Genomic DNA, 16,175 nt, shown 5'->3' with positions numbered 1-16,175 from the left:
CGATGCCCTCCTTAGTCGAATTTCATACGTGTGGCTTTCAGGTTCACAATCGCCAGGGCGCCTACCAGCAGGAAGATCAGGGTGGCAATCGCTGCCGCCAGACCGAAGTCCTGGCCGCCGCCGCCTTCGAAGGCGATACGGTAGGTGTAGCTCACGAGCAGGTCGGTATAGCCTGCCGGCGTCGTAGTGCCGAGGCGGTCCGGGCCGCCGTTGGTCAACAGCTGAATCAGCACGAAGTTGTTAAAGTTAAAGGCGAAGCTGGCAATCATCAGCGGGGTGAGCGGCTTGATGAGCAGCGGCAGCGTAATCTTAAAGAAGTTCTGGAACGGGCCCGCGCCGTCCATTGCCGAAGCTTCGTACAGGTCATCCGGGATGGCCTTCAGCAGCCCCATGCACAGGATCATCATGTACGGATAGCCCAGCCAGGTATTCACGATGATGATCATCGAGCGAGCGGTGGTCGGGTCGCTGAACCAGGCCGGTTTGATGCCAAACAGCGCGCTCAGCATCATGTTGATTTCACCGAAGCTCTGGTTAAACAGCCCTTTGAAAATCAGAATCGAGATAAACGACGGCACGGCATACGGCAGAATCAGCAGCACGCGGTAGATCGCTTTGCCCTTCAGGGATTCCCACTGGACCAGACAGGCCAGAACCATGCCCACGGCAACGGTCAGTATCACCGTCAGCACCGAGAAGACCACCGTCCAGACGAAGATGGCGAAGAACGGTTTCTGAATGCCTTCGTCGGTAAATACGCGGGTAAAGTTGTCCCAGCCGATGGTGACTGTGTAGCCCGGGCTGAGCTTGTCATCACCCCATTTGCCGTCGGCAGTAATGGACTGATAGAAACCAATGTCGTTATTCGGACGGTACTTCACGCCGCTCTGGTTGTTGGTCAGCGTGCCGTCATCCGCCAGGGTATAGAGCGGTTGGGTGCCGGAGAACTGGCGCAGCGAGCTCATGGTCACTTTGCTTTCATCTGGCAGCACGGCGGTGAGCTGGGTCAGCGCCTGGCGGTTCTGGGTAATGACACGCAGGTTGGCACGTTCACCTTCCGGCAGGGCTTGGGCCTCTTTTAAGGCCAGCTTCTGCTCGCCGCCAAATTTGAACGCGTCGGAAACGTAGTATTTGCCGCTTGCTTCGTCAGTAAGCGCTAACTTCCACTCGTTCCCGGCAGGATAAAGGCCGAAGTTAAAGGTCTTGCCTGCCTGATATGAGCGATCCAGCAGGACCTGCTGGGCGCGTTCCTGCGCAAGCTGGTTGGTGCTGCTGTAGTTGGTAAACGCAATGGCGATGGTACAAATCAGCGGGAACAGGACAAACAGCCCCATCCCGGCCACGCCTGGGTAAACATAGCGCCAGGCATAGGCTTTACGGTTGGCGAAAATATACAGGCCAGCAGAGCTTAAAATCAGCGTCATGATGGCGAACAGATATTCCCCTTGTACGTACATTAAAACAACAAGGTAACCCACCAGCAGACACAGCAGACCTATCGCTGACCACTTCAGCGCGTCGCTTTGCCACCAGCGTTTCTTTTTAATGACATCCATGGGGTTTTTCCTCTACAACGTTTGATCTTTTCTCCCTCTCCTGGGGGAGAGGGCCGGGGTGAGGGCGTGCGAATAGCGACAACCCTCACCCTAACCCTCTCCCAAAGGAAGAGGGGACTACGTCATTACTTAGTAATACGACCCTGAGCATCTTTCAGCGCGGCATCAACGGTCTGGCGACCGCTTGCAGCGTTGATGACCGCGGTACGGGTGGCGTACCAGAACGCAGCCATCTGCGGGATGTTCGGCATGATTTCGCCTTTCTGGGCGTTATCCATGGTAGCCGCGATACGTGGGTCTTTCGCCAGCTGATCCTGGAAGGATTTCAGCGCAACGGCGCCCAGCGGTTTGTCCTTGTTCACTTCATCCAGACCCTGATCGGTCAGCAGGTAGTTTTCCAGGAACTCTTTCGCCAGCTCTTTGTTCGGGCTGGCGGCGTTGATACACGCGCTCAGCACGCCAACGAACGGTTTAGACGGCTTGCCTTTGAAGGTTGGCAGCAGCGTCACGCCGTAGTTGATTTTGCTCTTATCGATGTTGGTCCAGGCCCACGGACCGTTGATGGTCATCGCGGTTTCGCCTTTGTTGAACGCCGCTTCCGCGATGGAGTAATCGGTATCCGCGTTCATGTGTTTGTTCTTGATCAGGTCAACCAGGAAGGTCAGACCCGCTTTCGCACCTGCGCTGTCGACGCCCACGTCTTTCACGTCGTATTTGCCGTTTTCAAACTTGAACGCGTAACCGCCGTCGGCAGCAATCAGCGGCCAGGTGAAGTACGGCTCTTGCAGGTTGAACATCAGGGCAGATTTACCTTTCGCCTTCAGCTCTTTATCCAGTTTCGGGATCTCTTCCCAGGTTTTCGGCGGGTTAGGTACCAGGTCTTTGTTATAAATCAGAGACAGGGCTTCAACCGCGACAGGATAAGCGATCAGCTTGCCGTTATAGCGAACAGCGTCCCAGGTGAACGGGAACAGCTTGTCCTGGAAAGCTTTGTCCGGGGTGACTTCAGCCAGCAGGCCAGACTGCGCGTAACCACCGAAACGGTCATGCGCCCAGAAGATGATGTCCGGGCCGTCGCCGGTTGCCGCAACCTGCGGGAATTTCTCTTCCAGTTTGTCCGGGTGTTCTACGGTAACTTTGATGCCGGTGTCTTTCTCGAATTTTTTGCCCACTTCGGCCAGGCCGTTATAGCCTTTGTCGCCGTTAATCCAGATAACCAGTTTGCCTTCTTCAATTTTGGCGAGCGCCGGTGCGGAAATCATCATTGCTGCGAGGGCGGACAATGCGAAAACGCGTGCGCCAGTCTTGATATTCATAGCTGCCATCCTTTTTGGTGATGTCTCATGGTATGACTTCAGTGGTTCAACGTGTCTCAGTCTCCTTATTTGACATCCTCTTTCCATCCTCCCAACCCCTACGCCCCGCCCCCCGTTTGTGTGATCTCCGTTGCATAAATTTAAGTTATGAGTGCTGGCGCACATAAAAACCCACCGAATTTTGCAGGCGGCTTCACGAATTTTGCCTCAGCCCTCCCACGGCGGTCGCAGAGCCTGCTCTCTCATCCTCCCGCCTCCTCCCCCATAAAAAAGGCGGGGGGTGGAGGATTCGGGAAAGTAATGGATACCCCATAGTGAACTTATCTTGAATGTTTCTGTCGGTGACAGGTTGTAACGAAGGGAGAAGGGCATGGCGAGCGTACAGCTGCGTAATGTAACGAAAGCCTGGGGTGACGTTGTGGTGTCGAAAGACATCAATCTGGACATCAACGAAGGCGAATTCGTGGTGTTTGTTGGCCCATCAGGCTGTGGTAAATCTACTCTGCTGCGTATGATTGCCGGTCTTGAAACCATCACCAGCGGCGACCTGCTGATTGGTGATACCCGAATGAATGACATCCCGCCTGCCGAACGTGGCGTAGGCATGGTGTTCCAGTCTTATGCACTCTATCCCCATCTTTCCGTTGCCGAGAACATGTCCTTTGGCCTGAAGCTGGCCGGCGCGAAGAAAGAGGTCATTAACCAGCGCGTGACGCAGGTAGCTGAAGTATTACAGCTGGCGCACCTGTTGGAGCGTAAGCCGAAAGCGCTTTCCGGCGGTCAGCGTCAGCGCGTGGCGATTGGCCGTACCCTGGTCGCCGAGCCGCGCGTCTTCCTGCTCGACGAACCGCTTTCCAACCTGGATGCCGCCCTGCGCGTCCAGATGCGTATCGAAATCTCCCGTCTGCACAAGCGTCTTGGCCGCACGATGATTTACGTCACCCACGATCAGGTCGAAGCGATGACCCTCGCCGACAAAATCGTGGTGCTGGATGCCGGTCGCGTGGCGCAGGTGGGTAAACCGCTGGAGCTGTATCACTACCCGGCAGACCGCTTTGTTGCGGGCTTCATTGGCTCGCCAAAGATGAACTTCCTGCCCGTCAAAGTGACCGCGACAGCCATTGAACAGGTACAGGTGGAGCTGCCAAACCGCCAGCAGGTCTGGCTGCCGGTCGACAGCGCCAACGTACAGGTCGGGGCAAACATGTCCCTCGGTATTCGTCCTGAGCATCTGCTGCCGAGCCACATCGCTGATGTGACCCTGGAAGGTGACGTTCAGGTCGTCGAACAGCTTGGTCACGAAACACAGATTCATATCCAGATCCCCGCCATCCGTCAGAACCTGGTCTACCGCCAGAACGACGTGGTGTTGGTAGAAGAGGGTGCCACATTCGCTATCGGCTTGCCGCCAGAGCGTTGCCATCTGTTCCGTGAGGATGGCACTGCATGTCGTCGGTTGCATAAAGAGCCAGGCGTTTAAGCAATCCCAAAAGAAGACACGAAACCGACAGGTGAAGTGTTCAAAGAAAAGCAATGATCTCAGGAGATAGAATGATGATTACTCTGCGCAAACAAGTCCCTCTGGCAATCGCCATTGCGGCAGGCATCCTGTCTGCCCAGGCGGGTGCTGTAGATTTTAAAGGTTATGCTCGTTCTGGCATCGGCTGGACCGGGAGCGGTGGTGAACAACAATGTTTCCAGACCACCGGTGCGGATTCTAAATATCGTCTTGGTAACGAGTGTGAAACCTATGCGGAAGTTAAATTAGGCCAGGAAGTGTGGAAAGAAGCGGACAAGAGCTTCTATTTCGATTCCAACATCGCCTATAAAACTGCTCAGCTTAACGACTGGGAAGACAGTAACACGCCAGCAGTGCGTGAGTTTAACGTCGTAGGTAAAAACCTGATTGATTCACTGCCAGGGGCAAATATTTGGGCAGGTAAGCGTTTCTATCAACGTCATGACGTTCACATGATCGACTTCTACTACTGGGATATTTCTGGTCCTGGTGCAGGTCTGGAAAACGTTGATGTCGGTATAGGTAAACTCTCTCTCGCAGCAACTCGTTCTTCTGAATCCGGCGGCTCCTCGGCTTTTGGCGATCGCGATCCGAATACCGGTCTGCGTACCTATAACAACAAAGTGCCAAACGACGTGTTTGATGCGCGTTTAGCCGGTATGGAAATTAACCCGGGCGGTACTCTGGAACTGGGTGTTGACTACGGCCATACCAACATTCCTGACGATTACTACCTGCAGCCTGGTGCATCGAAAGATGGCTGGATGTTCACTGCAGAACACACCCAGAGCATGATGAAAGGCTTCAACAAGTTTGTGGTGCAGTACGCCACCGACTCCATGATTTCTCAGGGTAAAGGTCAGGCGCGTGGGGGTGCTGTTGATAATGACGGCAGCCTGATCCGTATCCTCGACCACGGTGCGATCACGCTGGCGGATAAATGGGACCTGATGTACGTCGGTATGTATCAGGATATCGATCGTGACAACAATCAAGGTACCACCTGGTACACCGTGGGCGTGCGTCCAATGTACAAATGGACGCCTATCATGAGCACCTTGCTGGAAGTGGGATATGACAACGTCAAATCTCAGCAAACCGGCGATCGTAACGACCAATACAAAATCACTCTGGCACAACAGTGGCAGGCGGGTGACAGCATCTGGTCCCGTCCAGCGATTCGCGTGTTTGCTACCTACGCCAAGTGGGATGAGAAATGGGGTTACGTGAAGACCGACTCTGAGGGTAACTTCTCTTCCACTGCTGCAAGCAACAGCACCGTAACTCCGTTCGGTACGACCAGCCGTGGTGACAGCGATGAGTGGACCTTCGGTGCTCAGATGGAAATCTGGTGGTAATTTTAGACGTTAATGTATTTAAAAGAGGGGCTTAGGCCCCTCTAACTCATAACGCATTTCTCGGAAAGTATGCGCTATTGCCTGGCTACCATGCTTTCGAATAATGAGGTCATAACGATGAAAAAAAGTCTCTTAGCACTCTGTCTGACGGCGGGCATGTTTGCTGCATTACCAGCAGTGAGCTTGGCTGATGTCAATATCGTTCCGCAGAACACGACTGCTGCGCCTGCGATCCCCTCTGCCACACTGCAAAGTCTGAACTGGGTGCCCGTGAATGTGTCACAAACCCAGACCATCGAGTTGGGGAATACAGGACAGACCCTGAATGTACCGGGAATTTCAGGACCGGTTGCTGCATGGAGTGTCCCTGCAAATGTGGGTGAGTTAACGTTAACGCTTGTCAGTGAAGCCGACAAAACACCCTCTGTATTTGCACCAAACGTGTTAGTGCTTGATCAAAACATGTCGCCTTCAGCTTTTTTCCCAAGCAGTTATTTTACCTATCAGAAACCCGGCGTCATGTCGGCTGACCGCCTTGAGGGCATCCTGAAACTGACACCCGCTTTAGGCCAGCAAAAGATTTATATCCTCGCGTTTACTACGCCCGAAGATCTGCAGCGCACCACCAAAATGATTGATCCGGCAAAATCCTATGCTCAGGGGGCGGGTAACGCTATTCCTGATATTCCTGATCCGGTCGCACGCCATGTGACGAACGGTACGCTAAAACTCAAAGTTCAAACAAACACCAGCTCCAGTATTCTGGTCGGGCCGTTATTCGGATCCTCTGGCCCTGCTGCTGTCACCGTTGGCAACACTGCGGCACCTGCACCTGCCTATACCGCACCCGCTGCCACGGCAGCCGCACCGGTAGCGACTGCAGCGCCTGCCCCGGCGAAGAAAGCCGAGCCGGTACTGAACGACACCGAAGAGTACTTCAACAACGCCATTAAGCAGGCGGTGAAGCGCGGCGATGTCGATAAAGCGCTGAAGCTGCTTGATGAAGCCGAACGTTTAGGTTCAACCACTGCCCGTTCCACCTTTATCAGCAGTGTAAAAGGCAAGGGGTAACCGTTTCCCCACAGTGCTGATTTGTTAGTAGTTTGGTGCGCCTGAGTGGGCGCACTTTTTTTCGTATCGGCCAGGCTGTTGCACCCATGTTGCGATCGTGATCGTTAAATAACGTTTGGCCCCCCTCAATCCGTGTTTCTGCGATACAATGCCATTACGTTATGTATCGGAGAGTCTGGCATGTCACACCCTGCGCTAACGCAACTGCGTGCGCTGCGCTATTTCGACCAAATACCTGCGCTTGATCCGCAGCAGCTGGACTGGTTGCTGCTGGAAGATTCCATGACGAAACGTTTTGAGCAACAGGGTAAAACGGTCACGGTGACCCTGATTCAGGAAGGGTTTGTCTCTGGCGATGAGATCGCCAACGAGCTGCCGCTGCTGCCGCACGAGCCACGTTACTGGCTGCGCGAAATTTTGCTCTGTGCCGATGGCGAGCCGTGGCTTGCCGGACGGACGGTAGTGCCCGAGTCCACCCTTTCCGGGCCAGAGCTGGCACTGCAACGTCTGGGGAAAACGCCTCTGGGGCGTTACCTTTTCACCTCGTCTGAGCTTACCCGGGATTTTATTGAGATTGGTCGTGATGCTGAACTGTGGGGGCGTCGTTCCCGCCTTCGCCTGAGCGGTAAACCGTTAATACTGACGGAGCTTTTTTTACCGGCATCGCCGTTGTACTAAGAGGAAGAAAAAATGGAGTGGAGCCTGACGCAGAATAAGCTGTTGGCGTATCACCGCTTAATGCGTACCGATAAACCCATTGGCGCGTTGCTGCTGCTGTGGCCGACCCTCTGGGCGCTGTGGCTTGCCACGCCGGGCGTGCCGCCGCTGTGGATCCTGGGCGTGTTCGTTGCCGGCGTCTGGCTGATGCGCGCGGCGGGCTGCGTGGTGAATGACTATGCCGATCGTAAATTCGACGGTCATGTTAAGCGTACTGCCGGTCGTCCGTTACCCAGCGGGCAGGTCACCGGGAAAGAAGCCCGCGTGCTGTTTATTGTTCTGGTGCTGCTCTCTTTCCTGCTGGTGTTAACCCTGAACACCATGACCATTCTGCTTTCCGTTGCGGCGCTGGCCCTGGCCTGGGTTTATCCGTTTATGAAGCGCTATACCCACCTGCCTCAGGTGGTGTTGGGCGCGGCGTTTGGCTGGTCGATTCCGATGGCGTTTGCGGCGGTTAGTGAGTCCTTACCGCTCAGCTGCTGGCTGATGTTCCTGGCGAACATTCTCTGGGCGGTGGCTTACGACACGCAATATGCAATGGTAGACCGCGACGATGACCTGAAAATCGGCATCAAATCCACCGCCATCCTCTTTGGTCGTCACGACAAGCTGATTATCGGTATCCTGCAGGTCGCGGTATTGGCGCTGATGGTGGCGATTGGCCGCCTGAACGGGCTGAACTGGGCGTTTTACTGGTCAGTGCTGGTGGCGGGGCTGCTGTTTGCTTATCAGCAGAAGCTGATTGCGAAGCGTGAACGTGATGCCTGCTTCAAGGCGTTTATGAACAATAACTACGTCGGTCTGGTGCTGTTTTTAGGCCTGGCGATGAGCTATTTCTTATAAAAAAGTCGGGTGGCGGCTTTGCCTTACCCGACCTACGATCTGGCAGAACATATAGGCCCGGTAGCGTTAGCGCCACCGGGCGTTTTTTTACCGGCGGCGCAGCAGCCGAAGCGCGTTCGCCGTCACCAGCACCGTTGCCCCGGTATCCGCTAGCACAGCCAGCCACAGTCCGGTCATGCCGAGCAGGGTCGTCACCAGGAAAATCCCCTTCAGCCCGAGCGCGATGCCGATGTTCTGACGGATATTGGCCCGCGTCGCGCGCGCAAGATCGATCATCTGGGCCAGCCCGGTCAGGCGGTTGTGGGTCAGCGCCGCGTCGGCGGTCTCCAGCGCCACGTCAGTACCGCTACCCATCGCAATACCAATGGTGGACGCTTTCATCGCCGGGGCATCGTTAATCCCGTCACCGACCATCGCCAGCGGAGCCTGAGCGTTCAGTTCCGTCACCGCGCTGACCTTATCCGCAGGCAGCAATCCGGCTTTAAACGCCAGCCCCAGCTCACCGGCAATCGCTGCCGCCGCGCGAGGGTTATCACCGGTGAGAATCACGCCCTTCACGCCCAGCTGATGCAGCGCCGCCACGGCCTCTTTTGCGTCATCGCGCAGGGTGTCGCGTAGCGCCAGCATCCCTTTTGCGGTGCCGTCCTGCATGACGGTCACGACCGTCTGTCCGGTCTGTTCTAACGTCTCCACCTCTGGAGTAGAAGACTTACCCGCCGCGACAATCAGCACCTTTTTACCGTCAACGGTGGCCTCAATCCCTGACCCTACCAGCGCCCGCTGGGCGGTTGCCGGAGGTATGTTTAGTCCGCGCGACTGCGCTTCACGCACAATCGCCTGCGCCAGCGGATGGGTGGAGCCCTGTTCAACGGCGGCGGCCAGGGTCAGCAGTTCATCCTCACTGATATCCTGCGGATACACGCCGGTCACCTGCGGCTTGCCCACGGTCAGCGTACCGGTTTTATCAAAAGCGATATGCTGGACCTGGCTGAGCTGCTCCAGCGCCGCGCCGCCCTTAATCAGCGCCCCGCGACGTGCCGCAGCCGCCAGACCGGACGTAATCGCCGCCGGGGTGGAAATCACCAGCGCGCATGGGCAGCCGATCAGAAGCAGCGTCAGCCCTTTATAAATCCAGCCCTCCCACGGCGCGCCAAAGAACAGCGGTGGGACGACGGTAACCAGTAGGGCCACCAGCATAATGGCGGGCGTGTAGATCCGGCTGAAGCGGTCGATAAAGCGTTCGACCGGCGCGCGGCGCTCCTCAGCCTCTTCAATCAGCTTCAGGATACGGTCGATGGCACTGTCGCCTGGCTCGGAAAGCACGGTGAGCTGTACCAGACGATCGACGCTGGTGGCGCCTGCAGGCACTTTTTCACCCGCCTCACGTTCAACCGGAATGGACTCGCCGGTCAGGGCGCTTTCATCAAAGCTTGCGGTGGCGGTAAGCAGCGCGCCGTCTGCAGGCAGGCGTCCGCCTGCCGCGATTTCTATCACGTCGCCCGGACGCAGCGTAGTGATGGCGACCGTTTCACGCGTACCGTTTACCACGCGAATGGCGGTTTCCGGCTTCAGCGCCATCAGCGCGCTGACCCCTTTACGCGCCCGGCTCGCCGCCCAGCCCTCAAGACGTTCGCCGATTAAGAACAGCAGCAGCACCATCGCCGCTTCTGCCGTCGCGCCAATGAACAGCGCGCCGATGGCCGCCACGCTCATCAGCGTTTCGATGGCAAACCAGCTGCCGCTTTTCATCAGGCGCAGCGCCTGACGGGCAATCGGGAACAGACCGACCAGGGTGGTGGCGATAAACGCCAGATTGCCGAACGGGTGGTTAATCTGCTCCAGACCCCAGCTCAGGGACATCATGATGATGAGGGTAATGAGCGGCAGGTTTTCTTTCAGGGAGGAGACTTTTTCAACGGGCGCCGTTTCGCTGCGCAGGGTATAACCTGCCTTGCTGACGGCGGCTTCAACCTGCTTGCTGACGTCGTTATCGGCGCTAACCAGCAGCTTTTCGGTGGCGAACAGCACCTGAACGTGACTCACGCCCGGCACCTGTTTGACGGCGTTTTCCACTTTGCGCGCGCAGGCGGCGCAGTCCATGCCGTTGACGACCCAGCTGTAGCGGTTGCCGCTTTCAGGAAGGGGTTGAGTTTGCGTTTCGCACGCGCCTTCGCAGCAGCAGTCGTCTTTCGACGGAACCGGGCTGAGCTTAAGTGCCGAGAATTGAGGAACTTTTTTAGGTATTTCTGGAGTCGACATGGCAGTCTCCGGCAATGATAATTTTCTCATTAACCGCAGCATACACTCTGGAGTCGACTCCAGAGTCAAGCGCTATTTAGATATACAGCGAACGCACAATAAGGAAATGCCCGGCAAAGTAACAGGCGGCGGCAATCGCGTTATCCGCCCGGAAGCGGCGGCGATAGTGGCTGCCCAGCCAGACGACGTTCCCGATCAGCAGCAGTGCGGCGCCGAAGAACGCTGACATCGCCGGAGCGGTCGGACGAAAGAACCACAGTTCACCTGCCAGCCATACCATTACCAGCGTCATGGCGATAAACGTACAAACCGGCAAACGCATCTCTTCCAGACGCGACCAGATCACCGCGATCAGCAGGGCGCCAATCACCAGCAGGACCAGCGGCAGCGGCCAGAAGAAAGAGAGCGTCATCTGGCTGGCGAAGTAGATGGTATACAGAAGATGCGACAGGAAAAATGCCCCTACGGCATACAGCAGGCGCTGGCGCGGCAGCAGGGTCAGGGCATCGCCAATCAGAGAGGCGCACAGCCCGGCGAGCACCAGATAGCTGACGGCGTTAAACATTGGCGCTTGCCAGGCCAGCAGAAGCAGGAGCAGCAGCGTGACCGGTTTAAACAACCAGCGCTGCCAGGTGGGACCACGGTACGACGCATCGACATAAAGCCATGCGGAAAAACAGACAGCGATAAATGACCAAAGCATATTAACTCCCTGTATCTGTTAAGCCTGAATAATCAGTTTCTGATCCAGTGTAGTGACGCGGGCGGGCGTTTGGCAATGGTGGGGAAGGCAAGGTATCCTGAATTCCGCATAATCTGATGGGATTTTTCAATGAGCAAGATGCCGCTTTTTTTCATTATCGTGGTGGCGATTATCGTCATTGCCGCCTCGTTCCGTTTCGTGCAGCAGCGCCGCGAGAAGGCGGATAACGATGCCGCACCGCTGATGCAAAAGCGCGTGGTGGTGACGAACAAACGCGAAAAACCGCTCAATGACCGCCGCTCGCGCCAGCAGCAGGTGTCGCCTGCGGGCACAACAATGCGCTATGAAGCGAGCTTTAAGCCGGAAACGGGCGGCCTTGAGATGACCTTCCGCCTGGAGGCGCAACAGTACCACCAGCTGACGGTGGGAGAGAAAGGAACGCTGAGTTACAAAGGGTCGCGGTTTGAAGATTTTAGGGCTGAGTAATGCGCGATCGTTTCCCTCTCCCTGTGGGAGAGGGTTAGGGTGAGGGCATCAGGCCGCACCTTACTTCTTCACCTGCGCCTTAAACTTCTTCATCCACACCAGCAGCTCAAACACGCCGAAAATAAAGACGCGCAGCTGCTGCCAGCCCGTCATCTGCGGGCCGTCTTTCGGCAGGCCGTTTTTCAGCATCACCATCTGAAGGGCGTGCATAAACGACGTGAAAATCAGCGCCACGTTAACGAAAATGTTCATCGGGCGCGGGAACGGGTGCACCAGATTCAGAATCAAGAACGCCCAGACGCCCAGCATCAGCAAGCGTCCCAGGTTAATCAGTACCGGCATCGGATCCTCCTTGTGCCTGACGGTGATAAAGACGATAAGCAACCTGACCTGCCACTTTTTCACGGTGCAGATCCCAGTGGGCGGGAACCGGCGGTAAACCGTTTTCCACTTCGCTTTCAACATAAATTAGCGCGTCATCCGCCAGCCAGCCGTTTTGCTCCAGCAGGGATAACGTCTCTTCAAGCAGCCCCTTGCGGAACGGCGGGTCGACAAACACCACGTTATGCGGCGTGCCCTTTTGCGCGAGGAAGCTCAGCGTGTTGGTGTTCACCACTTTGGCGTTGCTCGCCTTCAGCGTCGCCAGATTTTGCTGCAGTGTCTGCGCAACGCCGCGCTCCATCTCCAGCAGCGTGGCGCTGGCGGCATAGCGCGACAGCGCTTCCAGCCCGAGGGCGCCGCTTCCTGCGAAGCAGTCCAGACAGTGGGCGTCTACCATAGACGGAGCCAGCCAGTTAAACAGCGTCTCGCGCACGCGGTCGGTAGTTGGGCGTAAACCGGGGCTGTCCGGCACCGGTAATTTCCGGCCTCGCCACTGACCGCCGATAATACGAATTTGACCGGCCGGGGCGCGGTTGGGTTTCTTCATCTCAGGAAAGCTCTGTTAACAATTGGCCTGCGATTGCGGGCGGTGATGTCAATTAAGTAAAGTGTTAGACTATTTCATCATTTTTTTAGCTTCCATGTATATAGCGCCGCGAGGAGTGTAGTCGCAGATGGCAAAACAAAAAAAACGTGGCTTCTTTTCCTGGCTGGGCTTCGGTGAAAAAGAGCAAGAAACAGAACAGAAAACCGAAGAGCAACAAGCCGTTGAAGAGCAGTCACAGCCTGAAACGCCTGTAGAAACCGCCGCGGTTGTCGAAGCGGAAGAAACGGCGCACAGCAAAGAAGAGATTGAAACCTTTGCTGAAGAGGTGGTTGAGATCACTGAACAGGTTCAGGAGAGCGAGAAGCCAGAACCGGTTGTCGTCGAAGCCGTTACCGAAGCGCCACAGGCCGCTATCGAACACGAAGAGCTTCCGCTGCCGGAAGAGGTCAAAGACGAAGCGGTGTCTGCCGAAGAGTGGCAGGCCGAAGCGGAAACCGTTGAAATCGTTGAGGCGGTGGAAGAAGAAGCGACGCTTGAGCCAGAGCTGACCGACGAAGAACTGGAAGCCCAGGCGCTGGCGGCGGAGGCAGCTGAAGAAGCGGTCATCGTTGTGCCGGTAGAAGAGCAGGCCGAAGACGAGATCGTTCAGGAGCAGGAAAAACCGACCAAAGAAGGTTTCTTCGCGCGCCTGAAGCGCAGCCTGCTTAAAACTAAAGAAAACTTAGGTTCCGGATTTATCAGTCTGTTCCGCGGCAAAAAGATCGACGACGATCTGTTTGAAGAGCTGGAAGAACAGCTGCTGATTGCTGACGTTGGGGTAGAAACTACCCGTAAGATCATCGCCAATCTGACCGAAGGGGCGAGCCGCAAACAGCTGCGCGACGCCGAAGCGCTGTACGGTCTGCTGAAAGACGAGATGGGTGAAATTCTCGCAAAAGTTGACGAACCGCTTAATATTGAAGGCAAAACGCCATTTGTTATTCTGATGGTCGGCGTGAACGGCGTGGGTAAAACCACCACCATCGGCAAGCTGGCGCGCCAGTTCGAGCAGCAGGGCAAATCGGTGATGCTGGCGGCGGGCGATACCTTCCGTGCAGCGGCGGTTGAGCAGCTACAGGTGTGGGGCCAGCGCAACAACATTCCGGTGATTGCCCAGCATACCGGCGCGGATTCCGCGTCCGTTATCTTTGACGCCATCCAGGCGGCGAAGGCGCGCAACGTGGACGTGCTGATTGCCGATACCGCAGGGCGTTTGCAGAACAAATCGCACCTGATGGAAGAATTGAAGAAAATCGTTCGCGTCATGAAGAAGCTGGACGAAGACGCACCGCATGAAATTATGCTGACCATCGATGCCAGCACCGGACAGAACGCCATCAGCCAGGCGAAGCTGTTCCATGAAGCGGTAGGACTGACGGGGATCACGCTGACCAAACTGGACGGCACCGCGAAAGGCGGGGTGATTTTCTCCGTGGCTGACCAGTTCGGCATTCCTATCCGTTACATCGGTGTGGGCGAGCGTATTGAGGATTTACGTCCGTTTAAGGCGGACGACTTTATTGAGGCATTATTTGCCCGAGAGGACTAACAATGATTCGCTTTGAACACGTCAGCAAGGCCTATCTCGGTGGGAGACAAGCGCTGCAGGGGGTCACATTCCACCTGCAGCCGGGCGAGATGGCATTCCTGACCGGCCATTCCGGCGCGGGGAAAAGTACCCTGCTCAAGCTTATCTGTGGGATCGAGCGGCCAAGCGCCGGGAAGATCTTTTTCAGCGGCCATGAGATCAGCCGCCTGAAAAACCGTGAGGTGCCGTTCCTGCGTCGCCAGATCGGTATGATTTTCCAGGATCACCACCTGCTGATGGATCGCACCGTTTTCGATAACGTGGCCATTCCGCTGATTATTGCCGGCGCCAGCTATGACGATATCCGCCGCCGCGTCTCTGCGGCGCTGGATAAGGTCGGGCTACTGGACAAAGCGAAGAACTTCCCGATCCAGCTCTCCGGCGGTGAACAGCAGCGCGTGGGTATCGCCCGCGCGGTGGTGAACAAGCCTGCGGTGCTGCTGGCGGATGAACCGACCGGTAACCTGGACGATGCTCTGTCAGAAGGGATTTTGCGTCTGTTTGAGGAATTTAACCGCGTAGGGGTCACCGTATTGATGGCAACGCACGACATCGGGCTGATTTCCCGTCGTTCGTACCGCATGCTGACCCTGAGCGACGGTCATTTGCACGGAGGCCACGGTGAATAAGCGTGATGCAATAAACCAGATTCGGCAGTTCGGGAACCGGTTTGACCGTTTCCGTAAGCCGCAGGGCGGGGGGGACGGCAATCGTAATGCGCCGAAGCGCCAGAAGGCCGCGACAAAACCGGCCTCCCGTAAAACCAACGTCTTTAACGAGCAGGTGCGCTACGCGTTCCACGGCGCGCTGCAGGACCTGAAAAGCAAACCGCTTGCGACGTTCCTGACGGTGATGGTGATCGCCATCTCCCTCACGCTGCCGAGCGTCTGCTATATGGTCTATAAAAACGTCAACCAGGCGGCCTCACAGTATTATCCGTCCCCGCAGATCACGGTCTATCTGGATAAAGCGCTCGACGATAACGCGGCGGCCCAGGTGGTTGGGCAAATTCAGGCCGAGCAGGGCGTGGAGAAGGTCAACTATCTCTCACGTGAAGACGCGCTGGGCGAGTTCCGTAACTGGTCTGGCTTTGGCGGCGCGCTGGATATGCTTGAAGAGAACCCGCTGCCCGCCGTGGCGGTGGTGATCCCGAAGCTGGATTTCCAGGGGACCGAGTCGCTTAACACCCTGCGCGATCGCATCACGCGCATTAAGGGCATTGATGAAGTGCGCATGGATGACAGCTGGTTTGCGCGCCTTTCTGCTCTCACCGGGCTGGTAGGCCGCGTCGCGGCGATGATTGGCGTGCTGATGGTAGCGGCGGTCTTCCTCGTCATCGGCAACAGCGTGCGCCTGAGCATTTTCGCCCGTCGCGATACCATCAACGTGCAGAAACTGATTGGTGCGACGGATGGCTTCATCCTCCGACCGTTCCTTTACGGTGGCGCACTGCTCGGTTTTTCCGGCGCATTTCTTTCACTGATATTGTCAGAAATTTTGGTGATGCGGCTTTCGTCTGCCGTGACTGAAGTGGCGCAGGTTTTCGGAACGAAGTTTGATATCAGTGGCTTAGGGTTCGATGAGTGCCTGTTACTGCTGCTGGTGTGTTCGATGATTGGGTGGGTGGCAGCGTGGCTGGCAACCGTTCAACATTTACGTCACTTTACTCCCGACTAATAAAAGCGTGATATAATCTTTCCCTGCACCGAGATGTTCGCTCTGCAGGGAAAGCGTCCCTGTTGTCTCTTCCCCTGTTATCATCTCCATGTCACATTTTGTGCGTAATTTATTC

General features: G+C 56.3%; 15 protein-coding genes. 9 read left to right on the top strand and 6 right to left on the bottom strand.

Going from position 1 to position 16,175, the window contains the following annotated elements; genetic code table 11:
- Positions 1 to 11 precede the first annotated feature (11 nt).
- Together malF and malE are read right to left on the bottom strand one after the other, a co-directional pair.
- Positions 12 to 1,556: a maltose ABC transporter permease MalF gene (gene malF / locus LRM19_RS19480; protein ID WP_111965822.1), complete on the bottom strand. Its 1,545-nt coding sequence runs from the start codon at positions 1,554 to 1,556 to the stop codon at positions 12 to 14.
- A gap of 125 nt (positions 1,557 to 1,681) precedes the next feature.
- Positions 1,682 to 2,872, bottom strand: a complete 1,191-nt coding sequence (gene malE, locus LRM19_RS19475) for a maltose/maltodextrin ABC transporter substrate-binding protein MalE (protein WP_271369656.1) — start codon at positions 2,870 to 2,872, stop codon at positions 1,682 to 1,684.
- A gap of 370 nt (positions 2,873 to 3,242) precedes the next feature.
- On the opposite strand from malE, the gene malK reads away from it, so the two are divergent.
- The 5 genes from malK to ubiA all read left to right on the top strand — a co-directional run bounded on the left by malK (position 3,243) and on the right by ubiA (position 8,380).
- Positions 3,243 to 4,352, top strand: a complete 1,110-nt coding sequence (malK, locus tag LRM19_RS19470; RefSeq protein ID WP_023310005.1) for a maltose/maltodextrin ABC transporter ATP-binding protein MalK — start codon at positions 3,243 to 3,245, stop codon at positions 4,350 to 4,352.
- Between the two features lie 71 nt (positions 4,353 to 4,423).
- Positions 4,424 to 5,749, top strand: a complete 1,326-nt coding sequence (locus tag LRM19_RS19465; protein WP_047173657.1) for a maltoporin — start codon at positions 4,424 to 4,426, stop codon at positions 5,747 to 5,749.
- Between the two features lie 111 nt (positions 5,750 to 5,860).
- Positions 5,861 to 6,820: a maltose operon protein MalM gene (malM, locus tag LRM19_RS19460; protein ID WP_115876960.1), complete on the top strand. Its 960-nt coding sequence runs from the start codon at positions 5,861 to 5,863 to the stop codon at positions 6,818 to 6,820.
- A 180-nt stretch (positions 6,821 to 7,000) separates the two neighbouring features.
- Positions 7,001 to 7,498 carry a chorismate lyase gene (gene ubiC / locus LRM19_RS19455; protein WP_021242729.1) on the top strand — a complete coding sequence of 166 codons (498 nt, stop codon included), beginning with the start codon at positions 7,001 to 7,003 and terminating at the stop codon, positions 7,496 to 7,498.
- A gap of 12 nt (positions 7,499 to 7,510) precedes the next feature.
- Entirely contained in the window at positions 7,511 to 8,380 is an 870-nt protein-coding gene (ubiA, locus tag LRM19_RS19450; RefSeq protein WP_271369655.1) for a 4-hydroxybenzoate octaprenyltransferase, read from the top strand.
- 87 nt (positions 8,381 to 8,467) lie between these two features.
- Here the strand turns inward: ubiA and zntA are convergent, their stop codons facing one another.
- Together zntA and LRM19_RS19440 are read right to left on the bottom strand one after the other, a co-directional pair.
- Positions 8,468 to 10,639: a Zn(II)/Cd(II)/Pb(II) translocating P-type ATPase ZntA gene (zntA, locus tag LRM19_RS19445; protein ID WP_271369654.1), complete on the bottom strand. Its 2,172-nt coding sequence runs from the start codon at positions 10,637 to 10,639 to the stop codon at positions 8,468 to 8,470.
- 76 nt (positions 10,640 to 10,715) lie between these two features.
- Positions 10,716 to 11,342 carry a lysoplasmalogenase gene (locus LRM19_RS19440; protein WP_024906687.1) on the bottom strand — a complete coding sequence of 209 codons (627 nt, stop codon included), beginning with the start codon at positions 11,340 to 11,342 and terminating at the stop codon, positions 10,716 to 10,718.
- 129 nt (positions 11,343 to 11,471) lie between these two features.
- Between LRM19_RS19440 and LRM19_RS19435 the strand changes: the two genes are divergently transcribed.
- Complete coding sequence (locus LRM19_RS19435; RefSeq protein ID WP_271369653.1) at positions 11,472 to 11,828, top strand: DUF2500 domain-containing protein; 357 nt, start codon at positions 11,472 to 11,474, stop codon at positions 11,826 to 11,828.
- A 60-nt stretch (positions 11,829 to 11,888) separates the two neighbouring features.
- On the opposite strand, the gene LRM19_RS19430 is transcribed toward LRM19_RS19435, so the two are convergent.
- Complete coding sequence (locus tag LRM19_RS19430; RefSeq protein ID WP_010436509.1) at positions 11,889 to 12,170, bottom strand: DUF1145 family protein; 282 nt, start codon at positions 12,168 to 12,170, stop codon at positions 11,889 to 11,891.
- Positions 12,154 to 12,756 carry a 16S rRNA (guanine(966)-N(2))-methyltransferase gene (rsmD, locus tag LRM19_RS19425; protein ID WP_023310014.1) on the bottom strand — a complete coding sequence of 201 codons (603 nt, stop codon included), beginning with the start codon at positions 12,754 to 12,756 and terminating at the stop codon, positions 12,154 to 12,156. Before rsmD ends, LRM19_RS19430 begins: the two co-directional genes overlap by 17 nt.
- Before the next feature lie 127 nt (positions 12,757 to 12,883).
- Between rsmD and ftsY the strand changes: the two genes are divergently transcribed.
- The 3 genes from ftsY to ftsX are packed head-to-tail and all read left to right on the top strand — an operon-like array spanning position 12,884 to position 16,060.
- Positions 12,884 to 14,344, top strand: a complete 1,461-nt coding sequence (gene ftsY, locus LRM19_RS19420; RefSeq protein ID WP_115876939.1) for a signal recognition particle-docking protein FtsY — start codon at positions 12,884 to 12,886, stop codon at positions 14,342 to 14,344.
- Between the two features lie 2 nt (positions 14,345 to 14,346).
- Positions 14,347 to 15,012, top strand: coding sequence for a cell division ATP-binding protein FtsE (gene ftsE, locus LRM19_RS19415; RefSeq protein ID WP_045402529.1), 666 nt, complete (start codon positions 14,347 to 14,349; stop codon positions 15,010 to 15,012).
- The gene (ftsX, locus tag LRM19_RS19410; protein ID WP_271369652.1) at positions 15,005 to 16,060 is read left to right on the top strand and encodes a permease-like cell division protein FtsX; all 1,056 of its coding nucleotides are present in this window, start codon (positions 15,005 to 15,007) and stop codon (positions 16,058 to 16,060) included. The genes ftsE and ftsX overlap by 8 nt, the downstream gene beginning before the upstream one ends.
- The last annotated feature ends 115 nt before the right edge of the window (positions 16,061 to 16,175 follow it).

The sequence above is a fragment of the Enterobacter sp. PI-10 genome, assembly GCF_027947695.1.
In the GTDB taxonomy this organism is placed as follows: Bacteria; Pseudomonadota; Gammaproteobacteria; order Enterobacterales; family Enterobacteriaceae; genus Enterobacter; species Enterobacter vonholyi.
The sequence above is the reverse complement of the archived record's forward strand: the minus strand, read 5'-3'. Positions and strand labels throughout refer to the sequence as shown.